General features: G+C 62.9%; 21 protein-coding genes. 9 read left to right on the top strand and 12 right to left on the bottom strand.

Annotation, left to right across the window (positions count from 1 at the left end):
- Window positions 1-25: 25 nt before the first annotated feature.
- Window positions 26-2,308 carry an FdhF/YdeP family oxidoreductase gene (locus AC4FS3_RS09155; protein ID WP_491020289.1) on the bottom strand — a complete coding sequence of 761 codons (2,283 nt, stop codon included), beginning with the start codon at window positions 2,306-2,308 and terminating at the stop codon, window positions 26-28.
- A 328-nt stretch (window positions 2,309-2,636) separates the two neighbouring features.
- Between AC4FS3_RS09155 and AC4FS3_RS09160 the strand changes: the two genes are divergently transcribed.
- The 7 genes from AC4FS3_RS09160 (at window position 2,637) to AC4FS3_RS09190 (ending at window position 11,333) form a co-directional block, all read left to right on the top strand.
- On the top strand, window positions 2,637-5,351 hold the full coding sequence (locus tag AC4FS3_RS09160) for a winged helix-turn-helix domain-containing protein (protein ID WP_491020290.1): 2,715 nt from the start codon (window positions 2,637-2,639) through the stop codon (window positions 5,349-5,351).
- 108 nt (window positions 5,352-5,459) lie between these two features.
- On the top strand, window positions 5,460-6,557 hold the full coding sequence (locus AC4FS3_RS09165) for a class II histone deacetylase (protein ID WP_491020291.1): 1,098 nt from the start codon (window positions 5,460-5,462) through the stop codon (window positions 6,555-6,557).
- Between the two features lie 30 nt (window positions 6,558-6,587).
- Window positions 6,588-7,916 carry an ABC transporter substrate-binding protein gene (locus AC4FS3_RS09170; RefSeq protein WP_491020292.1) on the top strand — a complete coding sequence of 443 codons (1,329 nt, stop codon included), beginning with the start codon at window positions 6,588-6,590 and terminating at the stop codon, window positions 7,914-7,916.
- Window positions 7,917-7,918: 2 nt separating this feature from the next.
- Window positions 7,919-8,704: an ABC transporter ATP-binding protein gene (locus AC4FS3_RS09175; RefSeq protein ID WP_491020293.1), complete on the top strand. Its 786-nt coding sequence runs from the start codon at window positions 7,919-7,921 to the stop codon at window positions 8,702-8,704.
- Window positions 8,701-9,411: an ABC transporter ATP-binding protein gene (locus AC4FS3_RS09180; RefSeq protein ID WP_491020294.1), complete on the top strand. Its 711-nt coding sequence runs from the start codon at window positions 8,701-8,703 to the stop codon at window positions 9,409-9,411. Before AC4FS3_RS09175 ends, AC4FS3_RS09180 begins: the two co-directional genes overlap by 4 nt.
- A gap of 3 nt (window positions 9,412-9,414) precedes the next feature.
- Entirely contained in the window at window positions 9,415-10,293 is an 879-nt protein-coding gene (locus AC4FS3_RS09185) for a branched-chain amino acid ABC transporter permease (RefSeq protein WP_491020295.1), read from the top strand.
- Window positions 10,290-11,333: a branched-chain amino acid ABC transporter permease gene (locus AC4FS3_RS09190; RefSeq protein ID WP_491020296.1), complete on the top strand. Its 1,044-nt coding sequence runs from the start codon at window positions 10,290-10,292 to the stop codon at window positions 11,331-11,333. Before AC4FS3_RS09185 ends, AC4FS3_RS09190 begins: the two co-directional genes overlap by 4 nt.
- Window positions 11,334-11,477: 144 nt before the next feature.
- Here the strand turns inward: AC4FS3_RS09190 and AC4FS3_RS09195 are convergent, their stop codons facing one another.
- From AC4FS3_RS09195 to AC4FS3_RS09220, 6 genes are all read right to left on the bottom strand, one after another.
- Window positions 11,478-12,437, bottom strand: a complete 960-nt coding sequence (locus AC4FS3_RS09195; RefSeq protein WP_491020297.1) for a sugar phosphate isomerase/epimerase family protein — start codon at window positions 12,435-12,437, stop codon at window positions 11,478-11,480.
- Window positions 12,438-12,439: 2 nt separating this feature from the next.
- Complete coding sequence (locus tag AC4FS3_RS09200) at window positions 12,440-13,453, bottom strand: Gfo/Idh/MocA family oxidoreductase (protein ID WP_491020298.1); 1,014 nt, start codon at window positions 13,451-13,453, stop codon at window positions 12,440-12,442.
- Window positions 13,454-13,464: 11 nt separating this feature from the next.
- Window positions 13,465-14,439 carry an ABC transporter permease gene (locus AC4FS3_RS09205; protein WP_491020299.1) on the bottom strand — a complete coding sequence of 325 codons (975 nt, stop codon included), beginning with the start codon at window positions 14,437-14,439 and terminating at the stop codon, window positions 13,465-13,467.
- Complete coding sequence (locus tag AC4FS3_RS09210) at window positions 14,439-15,212, bottom strand: ATP-binding cassette domain-containing protein (RefSeq protein ID WP_283178982.1); 774 nt, start codon at window positions 15,210-15,212, stop codon at window positions 14,439-14,441. The genes AC4FS3_RS09205 and AC4FS3_RS09210 overlap by 1 nt, the downstream gene beginning before the upstream one ends.
- 17 nt (window positions 15,213-15,229) lie before the next feature.
- Window positions 15,230-16,198, bottom strand: coding sequence for an ABC transporter permease (locus AC4FS3_RS09215; protein ID WP_283178983.1), 969 nt, complete (start codon window positions 16,196-16,198; stop codon window positions 15,230-15,232).
- 86 nt (window positions 16,199-16,284) lie between these two features.
- Window positions 16,285-17,328, bottom strand: a complete 1,044-nt coding sequence (locus tag AC4FS3_RS09220; RefSeq protein WP_491020300.1) for a substrate-binding domain-containing protein — start codon at window positions 17,326-17,328, stop codon at window positions 16,285-16,287.
- A 145-nt stretch (window positions 17,329-17,473) separates the two neighbouring features.
- On the opposite strand from AC4FS3_RS09220, the gene AC4FS3_RS09225 reads away from it, so the two are divergent.
- A complete protein-coding gene (locus AC4FS3_RS09225) occupies window positions 17,474-18,499 on the top strand; it encodes a LacI family DNA-binding transcriptional regulator (protein WP_491020301.1) in 1,026 nt (341 codons plus the stop codon).
- On the opposite strand, the gene AC4FS3_RS09230 is transcribed toward AC4FS3_RS09225, so the two are convergent.
- The 5 genes from AC4FS3_RS09230 to cyoA are packed head-to-tail and all read right to left on the bottom strand — an operon-like array spanning window position 18,494 to window position 23,451.
- A complete protein-coding gene (locus AC4FS3_RS09230; RefSeq protein WP_491020302.1) occupies window positions 18,494-19,216 on the bottom strand; it encodes an SURF1 family protein in 723 nt (240 codons plus the stop codon). The genes AC4FS3_RS09225 and AC4FS3_RS09230 overlap by 6 nt on opposite strands.
- Complete coding sequence (gene cyoD / locus AC4FS3_RS09235; protein ID WP_283178988.1) at window positions 19,213-19,596, bottom strand: cytochrome o ubiquinol oxidase subunit IV; 384 nt, start codon at window positions 19,594-19,596, stop codon at window positions 19,213-19,215. Before cyoD ends, AC4FS3_RS09230 begins: the two co-directional genes overlap by 4 nt.
- Window positions 19,596-20,249, bottom strand: a complete 654-nt coding sequence (gene cyoC / locus AC4FS3_RS09240) for a cytochrome o ubiquinol oxidase subunit III (protein WP_491020303.1) — start codon at window positions 20,247-20,249, stop codon at window positions 19,596-19,598. Before cyoC ends, cyoD begins: the two co-directional genes overlap by 1 nt.
- 2 nt (window positions 20,250-20,251) lie before the next feature.
- Window positions 20,252-22,270, bottom strand: coding sequence for a cytochrome o ubiquinol oxidase subunit I (cyoB, locus tag AC4FS3_RS09245; RefSeq protein ID WP_491020304.1), 2,019 nt, complete (start codon window positions 22,268-22,270; stop codon window positions 20,252-20,254).
- 14 nt (window positions 22,271-22,284) lie between these two features.
- Window positions 22,285-23,451, bottom strand: coding sequence for a ubiquinol oxidase subunit II (cyoA, locus tag AC4FS3_RS09250; RefSeq protein WP_491020305.1), 1,167 nt, complete (start codon window positions 23,449-23,451; stop codon window positions 22,285-22,287).
- Window positions 23,452-23,727: 276 nt separating this feature from the next.
- Between cyoA and AC4FS3_RS09255 the strand changes: the two genes are divergently transcribed.
- Window positions 23,728-25,041 carry an MFS transporter gene (locus AC4FS3_RS09255; protein ID WP_491020306.1) on the top strand — a complete coding sequence of 438 codons (1,314 nt, stop codon included), beginning with the start codon at window positions 23,728-23,730 and terminating at the stop codon, window positions 25,039-25,041.
- Window positions 25,042-25,052: the final 11 nt, after the last annotated feature.

Here is a 25,052-nt window from a genome sequence, read left to right on the forward strand (position 1 = left end):
TCTTCACTGGGATCGGCCCCGGCGCTCATTGCGGGTGCAGCGTCACGAGGATCGACTTGGAAACCGGCGTGAAACTGCCCTCGCCCCAGGCATCATGCGGCACCAGAAGGTTCAGTTCGGGGTAATAGCCGGCGATGCAGCCCTGTGGGATGTCATAGGGCACGAGGCGGAAGCCACTGGCCCTCCGGATCGCACCATCCGCCGCCTCGCTGGTCAGATCGACCAGATCACCCGCGCCATGGCCCAGCCGGGCCAGGTCACCCGGGTTGATAAAGATCACCCGGCGTTCGCCGTAAACCCCGCGATAGCGGTCATCCATACCGTAGATCGTGGTGTTATACTGATCATGCGAGCGGAAGGTCTGCAGCACAAGCCGCCCCGGCCCCGCCTGCTGCCATTCGGTCTGATCGGGCAGCCGGTCGGGGAAGAAATTCGCGCGCCCGGTGGCGGTGTTGAACTCGCGCTCCGATGCCGGGTTCCTCAGCCAGAAGCCGCGCTTTTGCCGCACGGCTGTGTTGTAATCGCCAAAGGCCGGCAACACGCGGGCGATCAGGTCGCGGATCCGGTCATTGTCATCGGCAAGGCCCGCCCAGTCGACATGGTCCGACCCCACCGTCGCCGCCGCGATCCCCGCGACAATCGCCACTTCGGATTTCAGCTCTTTCGAGGCCGGCATGTTGATCCCGCCCGAGCCATGCACCATGCTCATCGAATCCTCGACCGTGACGATCTGACGGATGCCTTTGGAATTCTTGTCAATTTCTGTGCGACCAAGGCAGGGAAGGATGTAAGACAGCCGCCCCGGAAGCAGATGCGAATGGTTCAGCTTGGTCGCGACATGCACCGTCAGATCGAGGCTTTGCAGGATCTTTGCCACCAGATCACTGTCAGGCGTGGCGCGCGCGAAATTGCCGCCAAGCCCGATGAAGGCCTTCGCCCGGCCCGAGATCATGGCGCCAATGGCCTCGACCACGTTATGCCCGCGCGCGCGGGGCATCTTCACACCGATCTCGCGCTCCAGCGCATCGATCAGCGCTTTCGGGGCTTTCTCATTGATCCCGACGGTGCGGTCGCCCTGAACGTTGGAATGGCCGCGCACCGGGCAAAGCCCCGTGCCGGGCCGCCCGATATTGCCGCGCAGGAACATCAGGCTGGCAATCTCGCGGATCGTCGCGACCGAATGGCGGTGCTGTGTGACCCCCATCGCCCAGGTGCAGATCACCCTATCTGCGGCCAGGTAGACCCCGGCCGCGCGGGTTATTTCCTCCAGCGTCAGGCCGGACTGTTCGAGAATCTGATCCCAGGCAGTGCCATCGACCTCGGCCTTCCAGGCCTCGAACCCCTGGCAGTGTTCCCGGATAAAGGCGTGGTCGATCACCGAAGGCCGCCCCTCGGCCAGCGCGGCTTCTTCCGCCGCGAAAACCAGTTTCGCCATTCCCCTGACCGCCGCCATATCTCCGCCAAGGCGCGGCTGGTAATAGTCGGTCGAGGTCGGCTCTGACCCGCCAAAGATCATTTCCAGCTTGTTCTGCGGATCGGCGAAACGCTGAAGACCCTTTTCTTTCAGCGGGTTGAAGACCACCACTTTCGCACCCCGCGCGGTCGCCTTCCGCAGATCGGCGAGCATACGCGGATGATTGGTGCCGGGGTTTTGCCCGATCACGAAAATCGCATCCGCCGCTTCGAAATCCTCCAGCAGCACAGTACCCTTGCCGATCCCGATCGCTTCGGTCAGCGCAACCCCCGAGGCCTCATGGCACATATTCGAACAATCGGGGAAGTTGTTGGTGCCGTAAAGCCGCACGAAAAGCTGGTACAGAAACGCCGCCTCATTCGAGGCCCGCCCCGAGGTGTAGAATTCCGCCCGGTCGGGATCATCCAGCGCCTTCAGCGCGGCGCCGATGGCGGTGAAGGCCTCGTCCCAGCTGGTCTGGCGGTAGCGGTCGCTGGCCGCCTCATAGACCATCGGATGGGTGAGCCTGCCCTGATGCTCCAGATCGAAATCCGACCAGGTGCGCAGCTCAGACACGCTATGGGCGGCAAAGAAATCAGGCGTGACACGCTTTTGGGTCGCTTCCCAGGCCACCGCCTTGACGCCGTTTTCGCAAAATTCAAACGAAGAGCCATGTTCCGGGTCGCCCCAGGCGCAGCCCGGGCAGTCAAATCCGTCGGGCTGGTTCGCCCTGAGCATGGTCCGTGCGCCGGCCAGGGGATTGCCGGTCGCAAGCAGCCGCTTGCCACAGCTTTTCAGCGCGCCCCAGCCGCCAGCCGCCGCCGAAGACTTGCCGATAAACTCGTTCTTGCCCATGACGGCCCCTTTTCGCGCGCAAAGCCCCCTCCCCCATCGCGGGATAGGGAAAATAAGGCCGGATTTATGGCTGACTGCTGCCGGAGGCCGCCTGTCCACAGCGGTCAAAGACCGGCGGGCAAGGCAAAAGCGCAAGGGTTGCCCCGGTGAAATAGCGCAGGATGCGGGAATTCCAAGGGCCAGATGCGCCTTTTCAGGCAGTCATACGACATTTGCTTATTTTCCCATCAGGAATGTGTCTTTCTTGCCAGTGGTTGTGACGCCATGTTCCGGCGTAACCCCCGGGCCTAGGTTGACAAATGCCGGCATTCCCGCCGGACTGCGGCACATGGCGACCGTTATAGACACCAAGATTCACCCCCCGCTCTTACGGTCGACGCTCTTGCGCCGCGAGGCGGCCCTTGCGCTGATGGATCAGGCGCTGGCGCATCCGCTGACGGTCCTGCGCGCGCCGGCAGGGTTTGGAAAAACGACATTGGTGGCACAATGGGGCGCCCGGCTTGAGGAAACGGGTTTCGCCTGGCTTTCGCTGGATCCGATGGCCGACAGCGGCAGATCGTTCATCCTGCATCTGATCCGTGCGGTCGGGCGCGCCTTGCCCGCGCCTGACATAGCTCTGCAAAACCTGATCACTTCGGAATCCCTTTCTGCGACCGGCGCGCTGGCGGCACTTGTCGCAGCTATTCTGGCAGCGGGGCGCCCCCTGGTCCTTGTGCTCGATGATCTCCACCGCCTGACCTCTGCGGAAGCGCTCGCCTTCCTGCAATCGCTGATCGACCACGCGCCCTCCCGGCTCCATATCGTGCTGATCTCGCGCAGCGATCCGCCTTTGCATCTGGCGCATCTGCGGGCGCGGGGTCAGCTGGTCCGCATCCCCGACAGCGCGCTGCGCTTCTCGCGGGCCGAGGCGGCGGATTTCCTGCATGAAAGCCTCGGGCTCACGATGGAGCCCGCTGAGCTGACGACGCTCCATTCCCGGACCGAGGGCTGGATCGCGGCGCTGCAACTCGCCGGTCTCGCGATGCATGAGGAAGGTGACCGACCCGGCTTTCTGGCGCGGTTTTCCGGCGCAGGCGGTGATATCGCCGCCTTTCTGGGCCAGGAGGTGCTGTCGCGGCTGCCCGCCGATATGATGGATTTCCTCAGCCGCAGCGCGGTGCTGGAATGGTTCGATGCCGATCTGGCGGCGCGGGTGACCGGGCATCAGGATGCGGCGGCGATGATCCGGCGGATCGACCAGGCGAACCTGTTCCTTGTCGCGCTGACGCCCTCGCGCACGACCTTCCGCTACCATCACCTCTTTGCCGATCTGTTGCGCAGCCTGCCTTGCACCGCCGAACTGGCCCCGGCGCTGAACCGCGCTGCCGCCGATTGTCTTTCGGCGCGCGGCCTGGAAATCGACGCGGTGCATTATGCCTTGGCGGCGGGTGATACGCTGCGCGCGGCCGAACTGGTCGAGACCTGCTGCATGGCGGCGGTCAAGCTCGGCCAGATCACCCGGCTGCGCGCCTGGCTGGAACGGCTGCCGCCGGGGGTGAATGACAGCCGCCCGCGTCTGTTGCTGGCCCAGGCCTGGGTCTATTTCCATTCCAGCGCCCCACGCCGGGCACTGACCTGCGTGCGCGCCGCCCGCGATCTCCTGCGCCAGATGCAGTCTGACGCAGCTTTGCCGCGCGAGACCCATGCCGCGCTCTGGGCCGAGATGCAGGTGCTGGGGGTGGGGGCGCTTTCTGCCGGAGAACGCTCTGCCCGGGCGCGGCGGATGGCGCTGGCCTTATTGCCCGGCCTGCCACGTCAGGAGCATTTCCTGCGCGGCACGCTGAACAATGTGCTCGGGTTTTGCGAATATTCGCTGGGCAGCCTTGGCCCCGCGCGCCTCGCCTGCAGCCGGGGCCGCGCGGCGCATGAACAGGCAGGATCGGTCTTCGGTATGGCCTATTCCGAGCTGATCCTCGGGCTGATCGAGAAATCCGCCGGCAATCTGCAAATCGCGCGGCAGCATTTCGCCTCTGGCGCCGATATGGCACGCGAGGCGCTTGGCGCGGGGTCTTATGCCGAGGCGATGGCCGCGGTCTTCCAGGCCGAGCTTGCCTATGAAAGCGATGATCTCGACGCCGCCGCGCGACACCTGGCCGACCATCGCGGCGAGATGGAGGCTTTTGGCCTTGTGGTCCATGAGATGACGGTGCGCCTCTCTGCCGCGCGGCTGTCGGCGGCGCGGGGCGAGACGGCAGCCGCAATCGCGATCCTTTCCGAGGCCGAGGTTTCCGGCGCCCGCAACCATTACCGCCGGCTGGTCGCCGCGGCGCTGAATGACCATGTCCGGCTCTTGCTGGCCGGCGGCAATGCGGCGCTGGCGCGGGGGGTGCTGCTGGCACGCGGCGTCAGCGAAGACAGCAGTGAGAGCCCCGGCGCGCCTTCGACCGCGCATGAGATGGAACAGATCGCGCTTTCACGGGTTCTGATCGCCGAAGACAATCCCGCCGCCGCGCATGAGCGCCTGACCGGCATCGTCGGGCGGCTGCGCTATTCGGGGCGGCTCAGGCGGCTGGTGCAGGTTCAGGCGGTGAATGCCATCGCCGCGCTGAACGCGGGCGAGCGCATGGCGGCGCTGAATGCGATTTCCGAAGCAGTCGAGACCGCCTTTCGCCAGGGTGCGCTGCGCAGCCTGCTCGATGAGGGTGCAGCGCTGGCGCGGGTGATGGACTGGGCAAGGCCGCGCATCCCGTCCTGGTCGCGCGATGTGGCGCTTTCCGCCTTTGTCACGGGCCTTCATTCCCGGCTGTCTCCCTTTGCAACTGCAACCGGGCCACAGGCTCAGGCCGCGTCACCGCTCCTGTCGCCCAAAGAGGCCGAGGTCGCGGCGGCCTTGCAGGCCGGGGCTTCGAACCGCGAGATTTCCGAACAGCTTGCGATTTCGATGGATACGGTGAAATGGCATCTGAAGAATATTTTCTCCAAGCTCGGTGTCTCCAGCCGCATCCAGGCCGTGCTGGCTTTGTCGGCCAGGGGAGACCGCCCGGGCCCCCACCCGAAAGGGTAGTGAAGATTTTTCGCCGCCCCCCACCCCTAAGGGAGGCGCGTCCCCTTTGACCCTCGCCTAGCCTCCTCCCCGCAAGACCTGAGAATCACTGGGCGGGAGAAACGCGCGATGACCACCGGCCTCGTGTCGCATGAGCTGTATCACTGGCATAATACCCAGAACTGGAACCTGGTTTTCCCGCCAGGCCTGACGGTGCAGCCTGGCGAACATGTCGAAAACCACGAAACCAAGCGGCGGATCCGCAATCTGCTCGAGGTCTCTGGCCTGCTGGATTACCTCGCGCCGATCAAACCGCGCCCCGCGACCGAGGATGAGATCGCCCGCTTTCACACCCGCGACCATATCGCGAAGATCAAAGCGATAAGCGAGGCGGGTTGGGGCGATGCCTCATACCTCACGCCGCTTGGCGCCGGAAGTTTCGACATCGCGCTGCTTGCGGCGGGCGGCACGATTGCCGCGATGGATGCGGTGCTGACGGGCCAGGTGCAGAATGCCTATGCCTTGGTGCGCCCGCCTGGACATCATGCCGAGCGCAATATCGGCATGGGGTTCTGCCTTTTCGGCAATGTGCCGGTGGCGATCATGCATGCCCAGGCCACGCATGGTCTGGGCCGCGTCGCGACGGTGGACTGGGATGTCCATCACGGCAACGGCACCCAGGATGCGTTTTATGACAGCGGCGATGTGCTGACGATCTCACTGCACCAAGACCGGCTCTACCCGACCCATTCCGGCCTGCATGCCGAGCGCGGCACCGGCAAGGGCGAGGGCTACAACCTCAATATCCCGCTGCCGCCGGGCTGCGGCAATGGCGCCTATATCGAAGCGTTCCGCCGTGTCGTCCTGCCCGCGCTTGAGCGTTACAGGCCCGATCTGATTGTGGTGCCTTCAGGGTTTGACGCCTGCGCGGTTGATCCGATGGGGCGGATGATGGTGACTTCGGAAGGCTATCGCCAGATGACCGCCATGCTGATGGAGGCCGCAGACCGGCTGTGCGGCGGGCGCCTCCTGATGTCGCATGAGGGCGGTTATTCGGCGATGTATGCCCCCTATTGCGGCCTTGCGGTGCTGGAAGAAATGAGCGGCATCCGCACCCATGTCACCGATCCCTGGGCCGAACATGCAGGCTGGGGCCAGCAGGAATTGCAGCCACATCAGGCCGCGATGATTGCCGGGGCGGCGGCCCTGCTCGACGCGATCGGATAAAAACACATATAAAACAACAGGGAAATGATCATGAAAACGCTGAAACTGGCAGCCCCCAATGTGATCCCCGGGCGGCGGACTTTCCTCAAGGGCGTCGCGGGCTTTGGCGGCGCGGCGGGCGCGATGCTTGCGGGCATGAATGACGGCGCCCGCGCGCAGGGAAGCGCGATCCCGGTCGGCCAGGCGGCCCCCCTGACGGATTTCGCCGCCGCTGACGGGGTCGAATTTCGCAACGGTCTGATCATGGCCTGTGACGAGATCAACGCGCTTGGTGGCATTCTGGGCCGCCCGCTGGAGCCACAGTTCGAAGACACCAAGCAGATGGGTGACGCGACCAATGTCCAGGCCGTGCAGCGTCTGATCGACCGCTATGGCGTCCATGCGGTGATCAACGGCTATAATGTCGGCTCGGGCTCGGCGATCCCCGATGTGATCGCCGACAGCGGCATCATCTATGTGCATTATGACGCGACGCTTGGCCATACGAGCCTCATTGAATCCGACCCCGAACGCTATTTCGGCTCCTTCCAGGGCTGTGCTGCGGAATACTGGTACGGGCCGGGTTTCCTCGACTTCCTCAAATCGCTGGAGGCGAACAAGGAGTTCGAGCGTCCCAATAACAAGATGGCGGTGATCCTTTCGGCGGGCGTCTATGCCGCGAATATCGCCAATGGTGTCAAGGAACGCGCCGCCGAATATGGCTGGGAGATTTCCATGTTCGAGACGGTTTCCGTGCCGATCTCGGAATGGGGGCCGACGCTCGCGAAACTGCGCGAAGACCCGCCTGCAGTGATTTGCATCACCCATTTCTTCCCCGCCGATCTGGCGCAATTCATGGTGCAATTCGCCCCCAACCCCACGAATTCGCTGATCTATATGCAATATGGCCCGATGGTTCCCGCCTTCCGCGAGATTGCCGGAAAGGCCTCGGAAGGGGTGATCTATGCCACCCTGGTGGGCGATCTTCAGGATGAGATCGGGCTCGATTTCGAGAAACGCTACAAGGAACGCTTTGGCGAGACTGCCGGGCATAATTCCGGCGCGCAGCCCTATGATGGCGCGTATCTCTGGGCCGTGGGCGCGGCGCTGGCGGGCGGATCGGGAGAGCCGGACAATCCAGATCAGAACCGCCTGGTCGCCGACCGGATGCGAAACCTGATCTATCGCGGCGTCTGTGGCACCACGCGGATGAACCCGGCAAACAACGCCGCCCGCGCCTTCCCGACTGAGGTCAACGACCCCTCGCTCGGGATGCCGCATCAGTTCCTGCAAATCCAGGATGCGGCCGTGGGCGGTAAGCTGATCGCCCCCTGGCCCTATGCGACCGGCCCCTATGTGAAACCGTCCTGGCTGAAATGACCGTGTCCGAGCCGATCCTCGACTGCGAGGGGGTGACCAAAGAATATGGTGCGCTGAAAGCTGTCAACGCGCTGGACTTCACGGTCCGGCGCGGCGAGGTGCTGGGGATCGGCGGGCCGAATGGCGCGGGCAAGACCACGCTGTTTGACGTGCTCTCGGGTCTTTCGCCCGCGACCGCTGGGCGGGTGATGCTGGCTGGAAAAGAGATCACCGCTGACGCCCCCGACCGCATCTGCCAGCACGGCCTCGCGCGGACCTTTCAGCTGAATGCGGCCTTTGATTCAATGTCCTTGCGCGACAATGTGCGGCTGGCGGCGCAGTTCGGGCGGCGCGCGCGGGCGATGCCCGGGCTGCGGCTTTCGCGTGAGATGCGCGATGCAGCCGATCAGGCGCTGGACTTCGTGGGTCTCGGGCCGCGTGCGGGAACCCTGGCCGGACAGGCGCCGGTGATAGACCGCAAGCTTCTGATGATCGCCTCGGCGCTGGCGACCGATCCGAAGATCCTGTTGATGGATGAACCGGTCGGCGGCCTGACCCATGCCGAAACCGATGTGATCATGGACTGCGTCCGCCGCCTGAAAGCGCGCGGCGTGACGATCATCCTGATCGAGCATGTGATGCGGTTCCTTGTGGGCCTGTCCGAGCGCGTGATGATCCTCCATCACGGCGAGAAGATTTTCGAAGGCCCGCCCGGCGGGCTGGTCGAAGATGCCACCGTGGTCGATGTCTATCTGGGGGCCGGCGCATCCAAGCGGCTGCGCGGTCATCTCGGGAGGGTGGGCGCATGAGCCTTCTGGAGATCAGCGGCCTCGAAGTCGCTTATGGTGTGCAGCGGGTGATCCGGGGTATTTCGCTGACGATCAAAGAGGGCGAATTCGCGGCCCTTGTCGGCCCGAACGGGCATGGGAAAACCACGGTTCTGCGCGCGATTTCGGGGCTTGCCCGGGCGCGCGCCGGAGAGATCCGCCTGGACGGCCGGGCGCTGACCCGAGCGCGGCCCGACCGCATTGTCGCGGCAGGCATCATCCATGTACCGCAGGGCGATCTCTTGTTTCCGGGCATGTCGGTGCTCGATAATCTCAGGATGGGTGCCTACCTTCCCGAAGCCGCGCGCGACGAGGCGCGCCGCCTTGATGAGGTCTTTACGCTGCTGCCGAAACTGAGGGACCGTCAGACCCAGACCGCCTCTACCCTTTCAGGTGGTGAACGGCGCATGGTCGGGATCGGGCGCGGGCTGATGGCGGGCGGGCGGATCCTGATGCTTGATGAGCCCTCTCTCGGGCTTGCCCCCATCGTGATTGACCAGATCTATGAACTGGTGCAGGCGCTGGCGAAATCGGGGCGCACCATTCTGGTGGTCGAGGAAAACGCCATCCGCATCGCCGATATGGCCGACCGGATGCATCTTCTCGACAATGGCGTCCTTGCCTGGTCGGGCACGGGACAGGAATTCCTGTCATCGCCGGAAATCTTCGCCACATATCTGGGGGGCTGAGCCATGGATGTTGCAACCCAGATCCTGATTTCCGGCCTGACTTTGGGGGCGGTTTATGCGGTCTCGACCATTGGTCTTGCGCTGATCTACGGCGCGCTGAACATGCTGAACATGGCGCAAGGCGGTCTGCTGGCGCTTGGCGGCTATATCGCGATGTGGGCGATGCAGGCGATGGGCTGGCCTGCGCCGCTGGCCGCGCTGGCCGCAATGGCGGCGGGGGCGATCGCGGGCGGGCTGATCTTTGTCGCCGCCGCGCGGCCGATGCTGGGCGGCGAAGGGTTCGAGACCCGCATTTTCATCGCGACCATCGGCATCGGGCTGATGCTGGAAAGCGTGATCCTCAAGACCTTTGGCCCGCAACCCCAGGCGCAGAGCCTTAAGCTTGAAGGTGGTATCATGATCGGCCAGGTCAACCTGCCCTGGCAAAATGTGCTGATCTTTGTCACGGCGCTGTTGATGCTGGTGCTGGTGGCGGGAATGCTGAACCGCTCGCGCCTCGGGCGGGCGATCCGGGCGACCTCGATGAACCGCGATGCGGCGCAGCTGATGGGGGTGCCGATCCGCCGGATCTACCTGACGATCCTGATGCTCTCGGGCGCGCTGGCGGCGCTGTCGGGGATCATGATCTCGTCAATGTCGGGGCTTTTGCCGAATATGGGGGCGGACCCGATGCTGAAAGCCTTCATCATCTGTGTCGTGGCGGGGTTGGGGAATGTGCCGGGTGCCGCGCTGACCGCCTTTGCCATCGGCATGCTAGAGGCAGTCATCCAATACATTTTCGGCGTGCAATATGCCTTCGCGATCCTTCTGTGCCTTGTGATCGCGGTGCTGATCTGGAGACCGCAGGGCGTCTTTGGCCAGAAAGAAGTGGTGCGGCTATGATCCGGTCTCCTGTCAGACGCGATGTCGTGATTGCGCTGGTGCTGTTTCTGCTGATGCTGGCGGTGCCGCTTTTGACCGGCACCCGCTATGTGCTGACGCAACTGACGGTGTTTTTCATCTGGGCGGTGGTGGCGAGCCAGTGGAACCTTGTCCTCGGCGTCGCGGGGATCTTTTCGCTGGCGCAGATGGCATTGTTCGCGGTCGGTGCCTATGCGACCGCGATGCTGGCCTATTATATCGGGCTGATGCTGCCCGCCGCGATGCTGCTGGCGGCCCTGGTGACGGTTGGGGTCTCGCTGGTGATCGGCTTTGCCTGCCTGCGGCTGAAAGGCCCCTATGTGGCGCTGCTGACACTGGCAATCGGCCAGGTCATGTACCTTCTGGTCGTGAATGACACCGCCTGTTTCACCACCCCCGCCTCGGGCTGCCTGCCTTTGTTCGGCGGCGCGCGCGGCTTTTCGCGGTTCGGGGATCTGGGCTTTCGCGATCTTTTCGGCTCGAAATGGTATGTCGGGCATTACTATACCGGGCTGGTGCTGCTGCTTGCCGCGCAGCTGTTCTGCATCGCGATCATCCATGGCCCGCTGGGACTGGCCTTTCGGGGCCTGCGCGACAATCCCGGCCTTGCGCTGGCACGCGGCGTCTCGCGGATGCGCTATCAGCTCTGGGTCTTTGGCCTTTCCGCCTTTTTCACCGGCCTTGCCGGCGCCTTTCATGCCGCGCATTTCGGCGTGGTCGGGCCGACCGCCTTCGCTTTTGCAATGCTGCTCTTCATCCTTGCGATGATCGTGGTCGGCGGGCTTGGCACCACCTGGGGACCCCTGATCGGGGCCGCGCTGCTGATGTGGGCCGATGAGGGGCTGCGCGAAGTGTCCGACTGGCGCGAGATCGGCATCGGGCTTGTGCTGGCGGGCTGCGTGATCCTTTTTCCCAAAGGGCTTGCCGGGATCCGCTTCAGGTTCGGCCAAAGGCGCGACCAGGGGCGCGGTCAGAGACCGGATGCATCACCTGCGCCCCCGCCTCATACCGGGCCGGTCTGACCATCCGGATCCGGGAAAATCACCGTCCCCCATCGGCGGGCAATCCAGTGCGGGCAGCGGGGGCCCGTGAGGAACAGGCCCCCGCCATGGGTCGGGCAAAGGGAGCAGCCCGGCCGGGGAAAGAAGCGCCCGGATCCCGGGAAGTCAGATGGCCTGTGGCCGGAAATCCGCATCGCGCGCGGGCATCACATTGCGCAAAAGCGTGATGGATTTCCCGAGCCCTTCGAGCGAATTCAGCAGCACATCCTCATGCTCGATCGAAAGCCAGCCATCGTAACCCGCCATCTTCAGCCGGTAGCAGAAGTGCCGCCACCATTCCTCGCCATGGCCGAAACCAAGCGTGATGTAAGACCAGCTGCGCGCCGGAATATCCATCAGACCGCCGTTTTCCAGCAGGCTGGTCGTGGCCTGTTTCGGCGCGTTGAGGAAAGTATCCTTGGCATGGACATGGAAGATTGCCGGCCCTAGCGCCCCGGCTGCGGCCAGCGGGTCGGCCCCCATCCAGAACAGATGGCTCGGGTCGAGATTGGCGCCAATCACCGGCCCGACTGCGTCGCGCAGCTTCAGAAGCGAGGGCACGTTATAGACGCATTGATTGCCATGCATCTCGAGCGCGATCTGCGACACGCCCGAGGAGGTCGCCAGATCAGATATCCCGCTCCAGAACGGGATCAGCTTTTCCTGCCATTGCCATTCGAGGATCTTTTGCGTCTCGGGCGGCCAGCTTGCCACCACCCAGTTCGGCATCAGATCGCCCTCGCGCCCGGCGGGAAGGCCCGACATGGTCACGATCTTCGTGATCCCCATATCGCCCGCAATACGGATGGTGTCGCGCAGGCATTCCGCCTGATGCGGCTCGGTCGGATGCAGCGGATTGCCGTTTGCATTCAGGCAGATCAGCTCCAGCCCGCGATCTGCAAAGGCCTTCAGGAAGGCCTTTCGTGCGCCCGCATCGCGCGCCATCAGCGCAAGGTCGAAATGCGGCGCGGTCGACCAGCCGCCGGTATTGACCTCCAGCCCCGCGACACCGAGACGGGCCGCCGTCTCCAGCACGCCCTCAAAGCTGTCACCGCCGAGGCTGTCCGTTACGAAACCAAGCTTCATGGTCAGTCTGTCCTTTTGCGGTAGAATTCCGGCTGCGCGATCATTTCGACGACAACCCGTCGCCCCTCTTTCAGCGAGGTCACCCCGGCCTCGGCAATCACCGAGGCGGCATACCCATCCCAGGCACTGGCCCCATCCGCCGGAAAGACCCCGCTGCGGACAAAGTCGATGAAAGCGCGGTTCTGACGGCGATAGGCCTCGGCAAAGCGCGGGCGCCAGTCGGCGGCATAGGTGGTGACCTGTTGCAGGCCGCGGTCGATGCGCGAATGCAGTGGGGCAGAAAGCGAAACCGCACCTGTTTCCCCGACCAGCTCGCCGCGCACGTCATAGCCGTAAGCGGCGTTGTTATTCACCTCGATGGTGACGACCTGGCCCTGATCCGTCTCCAGCACCATCACCACGGGGCCGACCTTGCCGCTCGCGAGCTGCGGCGTGAAGGCCGTCACGGCGACATAATCCGCTCCCAGCACGAAACGGGCCACGTCGAATTCATGTGGCGCGGAATTGGTGATCGCCATATCGGCTGTGAAATCGGCGGCCGGGTTTTCGACATTGCGGTGGAAATTATGCATCATCACCGCGCGCCCGATCAGCCCGTCGCAAAGCGCCGCGCGCATCTCCTGGTAAGACTGGTCAAAGCGGCGCATGAAGCCAAGCTGCACCCGCTGCACACCCCCGGCGATCTCAGCCTCCATCACCTGCAGGCATTCGACGGACAGAGGCGACAATGGTTTTTCGCACAGAACCGCCTTGCCGGCTTTCAGACAGGCCAGCGTCAGGGGCGCATGGGTGAAATCGGGGCTGGCGATCAGCACCGCGTCAATATCCGGTCTTGCAATCAGCGCCCCGGGGTCGGTGCCGGCCTCCGCACCGAAGCGGCCGGCAAGGGCGCGGGCGCGGGCCGGATCGGCATCGACGATCTGCCGCAGTTCTGCCCCCGCCAGATCCTCGGCGAAGATCTTTGCATGATCCGCGCCCATCATCCCTGCGCCGATGATCCCAATTCTTACAACCATCTGTGTCATTCCTACCGTTTCACTGCCCATTGCCGCAGCAGCCGGTCGCCAAGCGCTGCCGCCACCACGATCAGCCCCAGTGTGAGGATGAACCATTGCGGCCTGACCCCCATTACCACCAGATAGGACTGGATCGACGACAGCACGAATGCACCCATCAGCGCGCCCGGCAGCGACACCCGCCCGCCTGCCAGCAGACAACCGCCCAACACGCAGGAGGCAATCGCCTGCAACTCCATCAGCCGGCCCATCGAGCCATCGGCAAAGCCGAGCTTGCCGGCTTCGAGCCCTCCGGCGAGGCCCGCAAGCAGCCCGCAGATCACGAAGGCCGAGAATTTGATCCGGTCGACCCGGACGCCGCGTGAATGGGCACTTGCGGCCGAGCCGCCGACCGCCAGCAGTCGATTGCCGAAGGGCGTGGCGCGCAGCAGGATCATCAGGACGACGAGGCTTAGCCCCAGCCAGATCAATCCGGTGTTGAAGCCAAGAATATCGCCGCCGCCAAAGAGCCAGTAGGTAAAGCCCCCGCGCGCCGCGTAGGGGATCGAGAAGGAAAATCCGTCGGTCAGTGCAATAGCGATGCCGCGAAATATCATCAGCGATCCGAGCGTGATGATCAGCGAAGGTGTGCCGGTTTTCGTGATCAGCCAGCCATTGAAAGCCCCGATCAGCCCGCCTGTCGTCACCGCCGCCAGCATCGCAATCGCCGGGTCGATCCTGAGCGCCAGCCACAGATAGACCAGCGCGCCCATGCCAAAGGTCGATCCGACCGAAATGTCGATCTCGCCGGTGCCGATCACCAGCGCCACGCCCAGGGTCATCAGACCGAGCGTCGCCGTAACCTGCAAAATCGTCGCGAAATTATAGAGATTGGCCCAGCGGCCATCGGAACTGGTGGCGAAGAACGCCACCAGAAGGCCCGCGATCAGGAAGATGCCGATCTCGGAATGACGCCGCACCAGGCGCTTGAATCCTTGCGCCGCCATCAGACGGTCTCCCGCTTTTCGACCTTGCGGCCGCCCTGGCGGATGACCTCCTCCAGCTCGTCGGCAGTCATGGCGCTGGTGGCGGCGTCTTCGATTTTCTCGCCGTTTTCCATGATGATGATGCGGTCAGCGAGCTTGTGGACCTGGAAAATGTCATGGGTGATATAGATCACCAGCAGCCCCTGTTCCTTGAGCGCGACGGCCAGTTCGTTGACATGTTCGCGTTCGCGCACCGAAAGGTGGTTCGTGGGCTCATCCATGATGACAACGCGGTTCTTGAATTCGACCGCGCGGCCGATTTTCACCGACTGGCGTTCCCCCCCTGAAAGCCGCTCGACCTCGTCATCGGCCGAGACATTGTCGCGCAATCCGAATTCACGGATCACTTTGGTCGACATCTCGCGCATCTTTTTGAAATCGAGGATCGGGATGCCGAAAATGCGGCGCACCGGTTCGCGGCCAAGGTAGAAATTGCGCGCGATGGAGAGGTTGTCGCAAAGGCCCACCGATTGCTGAATGGTCTCGATCCCCTGATCGATGGCGAGTTTGGGGTGGAATTTTTCGACCCGCTCGCCATTGAACCAGACCTCGCCCGAGGTGGGTTTATGGATGCCGCAAAGCACGCGGATCAGCGTAGTCTTGCCCGCGCCATTGTCACCGACAAGGCCGATCAGCTCGCCTGCGTTGAAATCGACCGAGACATTTTTCAGCGCGTGAAAGGCCCCGAAGTAAAGCTGGAGGTTTTTGACCTGGATCAGCGGAGTGCCGGACATGGGAGGATCCTTTCGGGTCAGACAGAATGCCCTGCCCGGCGGGCAAGGGACTGGTTGAAGATGACGGCGACGATCAGGACCACGCCGACAAAGGTGATGAACCAGGAGGACGGCGCGCCAAGCGCGATCAGCTCATAGCGAAAGCTCGTGATGATAAAGGCGCCAAGCACCGCACCCACCAGCGAGCCGCGCCCGCCTGTCAGGAGGCAGCCGCCGATCACGGCTGCGGCAATCGCCTCCAGCTCCATCAGATCGCCCAGCGTCACATGGGTCTGCGGCTTGTCCGCCAGCGTCACGATCCCCGCGAAACCGGCCAGGAGCGCGCAAAGGGTGAAGGTGGCGATCTTGACGTGATCCGATCTGACGCCGCGCGACTCAGCACTGTCCTGCGCGCCGCCGGTCGCCAGCAGGCGGTTCCCGAACCTTGTACCCCAGAGCATGATATTCAGCGCGATACAGAGGCCGATCATCCAGAAAATCGCCGCCTCGATCCCGAAAAACTCGCCGCCGAACAGCCGGGTCAGCGGGTTGCTGCGCGCCGCTTCGGAGAAGTTGTTCACCGAGCCGCCGGTCCAGACATAGATCAGCCCGCGCGCGGCAAAGAGACCGCCCAGCGTCACGATCATCGAAGGAAGCTTTCCCTTCACAACCAGCAGGCCCTGGACCGCCCCCACCAGCGCCGCGATCAGCAGCGCGAGGATAATGGCGCCTCCGACCCCATATTGCGGCTCGAAAGTGATGAAGGCGACGCCCGTAAGCCCGTAGACCGACCCGACAGAGAGGTCGATTTCCTTTGTGATGATCACCAGCGCCTGGCCCATCGCAACAAGGCCGAGTATGGCCGAGAAATGCGCCACATTCGCCAGCGTCTGGCTGCGCCACCAGCCAGAGAAGTCAACAATGCTGAAGACGGCAAGCATCAGCACGACACCGATCACGGCGCCGAAGCTCTGGCTCCGGACGAGAGCTTGCAGGGGGGTTCGCATGAGGATCTTCCTCTGGCAGGCGGGCATATGCGGCGCGTTGGCAGGACTGGCCGGGAGACGCCCCCCGGCCGGCAATGGCACCAGGATTACCAGGTGTTTTGCTGATTATAGGCCTCTTCGCCAAAGACGCTGCGGACCAGATCAGACCATTTGTCAGCGTTTTCTCTGGTGATGATGATCGGGCCGGTCAGAATGTCCTGCTGCGGCGCATAGCCATGTTTTACATTCCAGTAGAGCCATTCCAGCGGCGCATAGCCCTGCAGCCAGAACCCCTGGCTGTTGGTGGCAAGGACATGCCCCTGACGGACGCCCTCAATCGAGACCGGGCCTTCGTCGACGGTCAGAACGGTCACGCCCTCCATATCGACATCGGGCGAAAGCCCCATCTCATTCGCGACCCCCCAGGCCCAGGGTGCCGACCAGCCGGCCACAGTGAAGATGTAATTGGTGTCTGTATTGGCCGAGAGATAAGATTGCAGCGTATTGCGCGCGGTGGCGGGTTCGGCCCCGATGAACAGCTCGTCGAATTTGGCGCCCGACGCCTCCATCACTTCACGCATCCCGGCGCACCGCTTTTTCAGCCCCTCATGCGCGCTGTCATGGCTGGCGCAGACCACCCGGGTCGGGGCCGGCACCACGCCCGCCTCGACCTGCGACAGGGCAAATTCGCCCAGCTTGCGGCCAGTCAGCAACTCGTCGCCGCCGACATAGGTGACGTAAGGAATCCGCTCGCCCTCGGGGCGGCCATCGGCGATGTTGAAGGCTACAACCGGGATCCCGGAGTCGATGGCGCGGCGCAGCGGGCCTTCAAATGCGTCCGGGCTGACGATCGGCACCGCGATCCCGTCGGGACGGGTGGCAATCGCCTGTTCCAGCAGCCGCACATGTTCCTGGATCGAATAATTGTTGGTCGAGATATATTCGGCTTCAACATCAGGGTATTTCTTGCCGAATTCCTCCATCGCCATGGTCAGCCAGTTCATATTCGGATCGTTGGACCCGATATGCGAGACCACGACGAAGCGCAGTTTTTCACCATCTTGCGCCATGGCGGCGTCCGGAAGGGTCGCCGTGAGGGCGGTGGTCGCAAGCGCGGTCGCGGCCAGAATCCAGCCTTTGAACGTCATCATCTTATCTCCTCCTCCAAGGGTGCAATGAATATTGCAATCATGAGAAAATTGCGAAAGATGATTGAATGGCTGTTTCTGATGCAAATCACATCATTTGAGGTCGCATCAGTCTTCGGGTGCCTTTGGGCGGCAGAGGGGGGCGGAAATGACGGAAAATTCCCGCATTCAGGGCTGGAAAGGCCCAACGGTAAAAGAGGTCGCGCGGCTTTCTGGCCTTGGCCCTGCAACAGTTGACCGCGTGCTGAACAACCGGCCGGGGGTGCGGGAAAAGACCCGCAACCGGGTTGTGGCGGCGCTCGACAAGCTCAGCCAGGAAAACCAGGGCCGTGAGGAGGCGCTGGATCTGCGGCTGTTCTGCGAATCCGGCACAAGCTTCAACGCCGCGATGGATGCGGCCGCCGATGCGGTGAACCGCTCGCTTCCCGGGGTGCGGATCAGCGGCTTTTATCTGACCACCCGCGAGGCCGATCCGGCGCTTTTCGCCCGCCAGATCGAACAGGGTGGCTGCGGGTCGGACGGGGTGATCGTGGTCGCGCGCGAACATCCCGCGATCAATGCGGCCTTACGCAAGCTGGGCCACCAGGGCGTGCCAGTGGTCTGCCTGACCAGCGATCTGCCCAGCTCGCGCCGCGCCGCCTATGTCGGCAATGACCAATATGCCGCCGGCAGCGTGGCGGCTTTGCTGATTGGCAGCCGCCTCTCGCAAAACCGCGCCAGCATCCTCATCGTCTCAAGCGTGCCCTTTCGCTGCCAGCAGGAGCGCGTGATGGGCTTTCGCCGCGTGTTGCGCAGCGATTTTCCGCATCTGCGTGTCCAGGAACAGGTGATCGCCAATGACGACCCCGAGACCACGCATCAGCAGCTGATCAGCCATTTCCGCGACTATGGCGTGCCGCTGGCGATCTATAATGTCGCCGGCGCCAATCGCGGCATCGCCTGGGCGCTCGAGGCGCTTGGCCGCGACCGTGATCCGGTTTTTGTCGGTCATGAGCTGACGCCACATTCCCGCGATCTCCTGAGCAGCGGCGTGATGGATTTCGTGATCTCGCATGATTTCACCGCCGAGCTTTCCCAGGCCGCGCTCTGGATCCGCGATGCGGCGCGGGGTGTCACGGTGCAGCCTGCGGCCTCGCAGATCCTACTGCACACGAAGTATAACTGCGCGCTATAGGGTTGCTTTGCGCTCTGGTCGCCACAGCATGAACAGGCCAAACGCCCATATCCCCGCCAGCGCGAACCAGGTGGCCGCATAGCCGAGATGGCTGTTTCGGAACTCTACCACCGTCAGCCCCGGCACCGGCAGCGTGCCCGGCGCCACCGCCTCGCCCGGCTGCCCCAGATCGAGGAACCAGGGCGCCACCTGCGGCAGCCCCAAAGACCCCGCAATCGCCAGCACATCGCGCGAGAACCAGCGCCCCGCCGCCGGATCATTTGAGCGCAGGAAAGCGCCATCGGGCTGGCTCAGCCGCAAAAGCCCGGTGAGCCGCTGTTCGCCCCGGGGCGGGGCGGGCAGCATGTCGCGGGCGGCTTCGGGGATAAAGCCGCGATTGATCAGGATGAACTGGCCATCATAGCTGATGAAAGGGCTCATGACCCAAAAGCCGCGCCCCTGCACCGTGAGCGCCTGCACCAGGGTCGATGGCACTTCGAGATACTGACCCGTCAGCGCGAGGCGCATATATTCCGGCGCCTCAATCGCTGCGAAATCCGCCGCCCCCGGGGGGGGCACCGGCTTTGCCATCAGCCGTGCTTCGGTCCGGGCGATCAGATCTGTCTTCCAGGCCAGGCGCTGGACCTGCCAGACGCCCAGCCCGATCAGCCCGGCAAAGACCAGCGCAGCCAGCACCAGCGCGACGATACCCGCCGCGCCGCTGCGCCGGACCGTCACGACCCGAAACCCTGCAAGGCCTCGTGGTTCATCTGCGGCATCATATTGGTGTTCATATGATACATGACCCAGATCGAGCCCGCGAGCATGATCACCACCACGATCAGCGTGAAGATGGTGGACATCATGGTCCAGCCCTCCTCGTGCCTGGTGGTCATATGCAGGAAATAGATCATATGGACGATGATCTGCACCACCGCGAAGCCCACGATCAGCGCGATGGTCGCAAGCCGGCTCTCAAAACCGCCGGACATGACCACCGCAAAGGGGATCGCGGTCAGGATCACCGACAGGATAAAGCCCCTGATATAGCTGGCATGGCTGCCATGCCCATGATCCTGGCCCCCGCTTTGGCCATGCGTGTCGTGATGCGCGCCCATCAGATCATCCCCAGCAGATAGACAAAGGTGAAAACGCCGATCCAGATGACGTCAAGGAAGTGCCAGAACATCGACAGGCAGCTCATCCGGCGGATATTCGGCCCGGTGATGCCTTTGACCGACAGTTGCACCATCATGGTCACCAGCCAGATTGACCCGAAGGTGACGTGCAGCCCATGGGTGCCGACCAGCGCAAAGAAAGACGACAGGAAGGCAGAGCGGCCAGGACCCGCGCCCTCATGGATCAGGTGGTAAAACTCGTAAATCTCGATCCCGAGAAAGGCGAGGCCGAAAAGCAGCGTGACAAAAAGCCAGCCCAGCATCCGCCCCTTCTGCCCGGCATACATAGAAAGCATCGCAAAGCCGAAGGTGATCGACGAGAAGAGAAGCATCGCCGTGTTGATCGCGACAAGGTTCAGATCAAACAGAACCTTTGGCCCCGGGCCCGCAGCGTAGGAGGTGCCAAGCACCCCATAGACCGCGAAAAGCACCGCGAACATCAGGCAATCGGACATCAGATAGACCCAGAATCCGAGGGGGGTCGACGCCCCCTCTTCCGGGTGATGTTCAGACTTGTCCCAGTATTTCGCGACCGCCTCAGGGTTGTTTTGCGCATAGATCGCGGCGGGGTTGGCGGGAGAAAAAACGCTCATGATCAGCCCCCCGCCGCTGCTTGCAGCTGTCTGGTGCGCGCGGCCTCTTTCGCCTCAATCTCAGAGACCGGGATGTAGAAGTCGCGGTTGTAGTTGAAGGTATGCCAGATCGCGACCACGATCAGCGCCCCGAAGGACAGGATCGCGAGCCACCAGATATACCAGATCATCGCCATACCGAAGATGGTCGCAATCGCAGAAAGCACCACACCCATGCCGGTATTCTTCGGCATGTGGATGGCGTGATATTTGCCGGTCGGGCGCGCGGCCCCTTCGCGTTTCATATCCCACCAGGTGTCAAGCCCGTGGCTGACCGGCGTATAGGCAAAGTTGTAATCCGGCGGCGGTGAAGAGGTCGCCCATTCCAGCGTCCGCCCGTCCCATGGATCGCCGGTCTCGTCGCGCATCGCAGGGTCGCCCCGCTTCCAGATCGAGACGCCCATCTGCACGAACATCGCCGCGATCCCGATGGCAATCAGCACCGCGCCAAAGGCCGCAACGCCGAACCAGATCTGATAGCTTGGATCATCGAACACGCGCAGACGGCGGGTGACGCCCATCAGCCCCAGCACATAGAGCGGCATGAAGGCCATCCAGAAGCCCACGACCCAGAACCAGAACGAGACCTTGCCCCAGAAGACGTTCAGCTTGTAGCCAAAGGCCTTGGGCCACCAGAAGTTGATCGCGGCAAACAGGCCGAACAGCACGCCGCCGATGATCACATTGTGGAAATGCGCGACCAGGAAAAGCGAGTTATGCAGCACGAAATCCGCCGGCGGCACCGCAAGCAGCACGCCGGTCATCCCGCCCACCGTGAAGGTCAGCATGAAGGCGATGGTCCACATCATCGGAAGCTCATACCGGATGCGGCCCTTATACATGGTGAAGAGCCAGTTGAAGAGCTTTGCCCCGGTCGGGATCGAGATGATCATCGTGGTGATCCCGAAGAAGGAGTTGACGCTTGCCCCAGACCCCATCGTGAAGAAGTGGTGCAGCCAGACGAGGTAAGACAGGATCGTGATACAGATCGTCGCATAGACCATCGACGAATAGCCGAAGAGCCGTTTGCCGGAGAAGGTCGAGGTGACCTCCGAGAACACACCGAACAGCGGCAGGATCAGGATATAGACCTCGGGGTGGCCCCAGATCCAGATCAGGTTGACATACATCATCGCATTGCCGCCCGCCTCATTGGTGAAGAAGGCAGTGCCGAGATAGCGGTCCAGCGTCAGAAGGATCAGCGTCATCGTCAGGATCGGGAAAGAGGCCACGATCAGGATATTGGCGCAAAGCGAGGTCCAGGTGAAAATCGGCATCCGCATCAGGGTCATGCCGGGCGCGCGCATTTTCAGGATCGTGATCAACAGGTTGATGCCCGACAGCGTGGTCCCCACGCCCGCGACCTGAAGGCCCCAGATGTAATAATCGACACCGACATAGGGGCTTGATTGCAGCCCCGACAGTGGCGGGAAGGCCAGCCAGCCGGTCTGTGCAAATTCCCCGATGAACAGGGATGCCATGGTGGTCACTGCGCCGCCCACCGTCATCCAGAACGAGAAATTGTTCAGGAAGGGGAAGGACACATCGCGCGCCCCGATCTGCAGGGGCACGAGGTAGTTCATCAGCCCGGTGATGAAGGGCATCGCCACGAAGAAGATCATGATCACGCCATGCGCGGTGAAGACCTGATCGTAATGGTGCGAGTTCAGATAGCCCTCGGACCCGCCAAAGGCCCAGACCTGTTGCAGCCGCATCATCAGCGCATCGGCAAAGCCGCGCACGAACATGATCAGCGCGAGGATGATATACATGATGCCGATCTTCTTGTGATCGACCGATGTGAACCACTCTTTCCAGAGATAGCCCCAGAGCCTGAACTTCGTCAGCGCGGTCAGCAGCACGAGGCCACCCAGAACGACACCGGCAAAGGTGACCCAGATGATCGGGTCTTTCGGAATGGCCTCCCAGTTCAGGCGACCCAGAAGAAAGGTTGTGGGCTGAGCGCCCGGCGCATCTGCCATTTCTCAGCGTCCTTTCAGAAATCTTCGCCCGCAGCCGGTTCCGGCGCGATCTGGCTGAACTGGGTATTGGCCCGGCCGAAAAGGCCTGACGGCGGCGTCAGACCGGCCCCGCGCATCGGGCCGGGCGCAGTCACTTCGCGCGGCGCGATGACGACGCGCTGGCTCAGCATCCTGGCTTCTTCATCCGGGCCACAGAACCCCTGGATCATATTGGCATTGCCGCCGAGCACCGGGATCGCGAGGCTGCGGCCATCGGCGCTGGCATATCGCGGCATCAGATTGAGAACGCCGGCACGCCCCGCGCCGCCTGCGGCGTCAATCTGCATCATTTCGGCGACGCAGATCTTTCCCTCTTCGACACAGATATTGACGACCCGCGCGAACAGCACCGGATCAACACTGCCATAACCACGCGGCGGCTCGTTCTGGCTTGGGGCCGCAAGCTGCAGATAGGTGTCGCGGTCAAGCATCCCGCCCGCCGCCTTCGTCTCGGAGACAAAGCCGTCAAACCCGGCCTGATCGGTCACCGTGGTCACGAAATGCATCCCCGAGAACCCGGCGCCGGAATAATGCGAGGCGATGCCTTTGTAATCGCCCTGCTCGTTCAGCACGCCATGGAGCTTGGTCTCCATCCCCGGCATGGCATAGATCATCCCGGCCATGGCGGGGATGTAGAAGGCATTCATCACCGTGGACGAGGTCAGGCTGAATTCAACCGGCGTATCTTCGGGCACCACAAGGCGGTTCACCGTGGCGATCCCCTGGTCGGGGTAGATGAACAGCCATTTCCAGTCGAGCGCGATCACTTCGACCTTCAGGGTCTCGTGGTCTTCGGTGACGGGGGTGTTCACATCTACGCGATCAAGCGGCCTATACGGGTCCAGAAGGTGGGTCCCCACCCAGGTCAGCGCGCCGAGACAGATGATCAGCAAAAGCGGCACTGCCCAGATCACCAGCTCGAGTTTGGTCGAATGATCCCAGTCGGGCTGATAGTCTGCCTCTTTGTTTTTGCTGCGATATTTCCATGCGAAAAACAGCGTGAGCAACATCACCGGCACGATGATGAGAAGCATAAGAAGCGTTGTCTGCACCAGCAGATCGCGCTGCCTTGCGGCGACATCCCCTGCGGGGGCCAGCACTTCTGCCTTGCATCCCGCCAGTGCCAGAACCGCGACACTCAAAAGAGTCGCCGGGGATTTTATAAATGATTTCATATGACTGCCTTCATCTGCCGAAGTGGTCACGCTGGGCGGGCCTGACTGCCAGGTCCCCTCGCCTCTATCGCCTAACGTCATGCGGCGGCGCAGAACATGCGGCGTTTTGCCATATGCCGGATATACCGAATTCAGGGGCAAGTGAGTACAGGCGCCCCACCGCGACCCCTGCAAAAGGGGGCCGGGGCAGATCCGGCGCTTCTGATCCTGCCCAATTCCTGAACCAGCCGGGACCCCATTCAGATGTCGAACTCTTCCGCCACTGGCCGCAGTGATACCAGCAACGAAGCGATCCATTCCGTGTCGCCCTCTGACATCGCGGTCGGCGTCATCATCGGCCGCGCGTCAGAGTTTTTCGATTTCTTCGTCTTTGCCATCGCCGCAGTGATCGTCTTCCCGAAACTGGTGTTTTCTTTCACCGATCCGCTTTCGGGCACGCTGATGTCCTTTGGCCTGCTGGCGCTGGCCTTTGTCGCACGCCCCATCGGCTCGCTTTTGTTCATGTGGCTTGACCGGCAGATCGGGCGGGTGGCAAAGCTGACCATCGCACTTTTCATGATGGGCACGGCCACGGTGGCGATGGGGCTTTTGCCCTCCTATGAGACGGTCGGGATCTGGTCGGTGGTCATTCTGGCCGTGCTGCGGATCTGTCAGGGTCTGGCGCTGGCCGGCGCCTGGGACGGGATGCCGTCGCTGTTGGCGATGAACGCGCCAAAACATCAGCGCGGGCTTTACGCGATGGTGCCGCAACTGGGGGCGCCGATCGGGCTTATCGTGGCGACATTGCTGTTCGCCTATCTGCTCCACAGCCTCAGCCTGCAGGATTTCATGGAATTTGGCTGGCGCTATCCGTTCTTTGTGGCCTTCGCGGTCAATGTGGTGGCGCTGTTCGCGCGGCTGCGCATCGTCGCCTCGCATGAATTCCAGGAGCTCTATACCTCACGCGAATTGCAGCCGACCCCGGTGGGGCAGACGCTGCGCGAAGATGGGAGCACCGTGGTCCTTGGTATTTTCGTGCCGCTGGCCACATTCGCGATGTTCCATATGGTGACTGTGTTCCCGCTGTCCTGGATCAACCTTTACACCGATGAAACCATTGGAGAATATCTGCTGCTTGATGCCGGGGCCGCCGCGAACGGGATCCTTGCGGTGATCCTTTCGGGCTGGCTTGCAGATGCATTCGGACGGCGTCGGCTGTTGCAGGCCACCGCCGTTCTGATCGGGCTTTTCGCCATCGCGGCACCGGTGCTTTTGTCGGGCGGGCGCAGCGGCGAGGTGGTCTATCTGCTGCTGGGCTGGACCATTCTGGGGCTGAGCTTCGGCCAAAGCTCGGGCGCGGTCGGTGCGCTCTTCGGGGCGAAGAACCGCTATACCGGTTCGGCCATCGTCTCGGATCTGGCCTGGATGTTTGGCGCCGGTTTCGCACCTATCACGGCGCTGTTCCTGGCCTCGTCCCTTGGGCTGCCGGCCGCCGGTCTATACCTGCTGTCCGGGGCAGTCTGTTCGATCATCGCAATCTGGATCGCCGGCCGGCTGGAATTCCGCGCCGCCGGCTGAGCCAGGCATTT

The organism is Pseudogemmobacter sp. TB195 (assembly GCF_058313095.1).

Bases quoted from the DNA above. Each gene is read 5' to 3' on its own strand.
- cyoB (WP_491020304.1), bottom strand. From the start codon at position 22,270: ATGGCAGATGCGCCGGGCGCTCAGCCCACAACCTTTCTTCTGGGTCGC.
- AC4FS3_RS09180 (WP_491020294.1), top strand. From the start codon at position 8,701: ATGAGCCTTCTGGAGATCAGCGGCCTCGAAGTCGCTTATGGTGTGCAG.
- AC4FS3_RS09195 (WP_491020297.1), bottom strand. From the start codon at position 12,437: ATGAAGCTTGGTTTCGTAACGGACAGCCTCGGCGGTGACAGCTTTGAG.
- cyoC (WP_491020303.1), bottom strand. From the start codon at position 20,249: ATGAGCGTTTTTTCTCCCGCCAACCCCGCCGCGATCTATGCGCAAAAC.
- AC4FS3_RS09210 (WP_283178982.1), bottom strand. From the start codon at position 15,212: ATGTCCGGCACTCCGCTGATCCAGGTCAAAAACCTCCAGCTTTACTTC.
- cyoD (WP_283178988.1), bottom strand. From the start codon at position 19,596: ATGGGCGCGCATCACGACACGCATGGCCAAAGCGGGGGCCAGGATCAT.
- AC4FS3_RS09255 (WP_491020306.1), top strand. From the start codon at position 23,728: ATGTCGAACTCTTCCGCCACTGGCCGCAGTGATACCAGCAACGAAGCG.
- AC4FS3_RS09205 (WP_491020299.1), bottom strand. From the start codon at position 14,439: ATGGCGGCGCAAGGATTCAAGCGCCTGGTGCGGCGTCATTCCGAGATC.
- AC4FS3_RS09215 (WP_283178983.1), bottom strand. From the start codon at position 16,198: ATGCGAACCCCCCTGCAAGCTCTCGTCCGGAGCCAGAGCTTCGGCGCC.
- AC4FS3_RS09220 (WP_491020300.1), bottom strand. From the start codon at position 17,328: ATGATGACGTTCAAAGGCTGGATTCTGGCCGCGACCGCGCTTGCGACC.
- AC4FS3_RS09200 (WP_491020298.1), bottom strand. From the start codon at position 13,453: ATGGTTGTAAGAATTGGGATCATCGGCGCAGGGATGATGGGCGCGGAT.
- AC4FS3_RS09160 (WP_491020290.1), top strand. From the start codon at position 2,637: ATGGCGACCGTTATAGACACCAAGATTCACCCCCCGCTCTTACGGTCG.
- AC4FS3_RS09190 (WP_491020296.1), top strand. From the start codon at position 10,290: ATGATCCGGTCTCCTGTCAGACGCGATGTCGTGATTGCGCTGGTGCTG.
- AC4FS3_RS09225 (WP_491020301.1), top strand. From the start codon at position 17,474: ATGACGGAAAATTCCCGCATTCAGGGCTGGAAAGGCCCAACGGTAAAA.
- AC4FS3_RS09155 (WP_491020289.1), bottom strand. From the start codon at position 2,308: ATGGGCAAGAACGAGTTTATCGGCAAGTCTTCGGCGGCGGCTGGCGGC.
- AC4FS3_RS09165 (WP_491020291.1), top strand. From the start codon at position 5,460: ATGACCACCGGCCTCGTGTCGCATGAGCTGTATCACTGGCATAATACC.
- AC4FS3_RS09185 (WP_491020295.1), top strand. From the start codon at position 9,415: ATGGATGTTGCAACCCAGATCCTGATTTCCGGCCTGACTTTGGGGGCG.
- AC4FS3_RS09170 (WP_491020292.1), top strand. From the start codon at position 6,588: ATGAAAACGCTGAAACTGGCAGCCCCCAATGTGATCCCCGGGCGGCGG.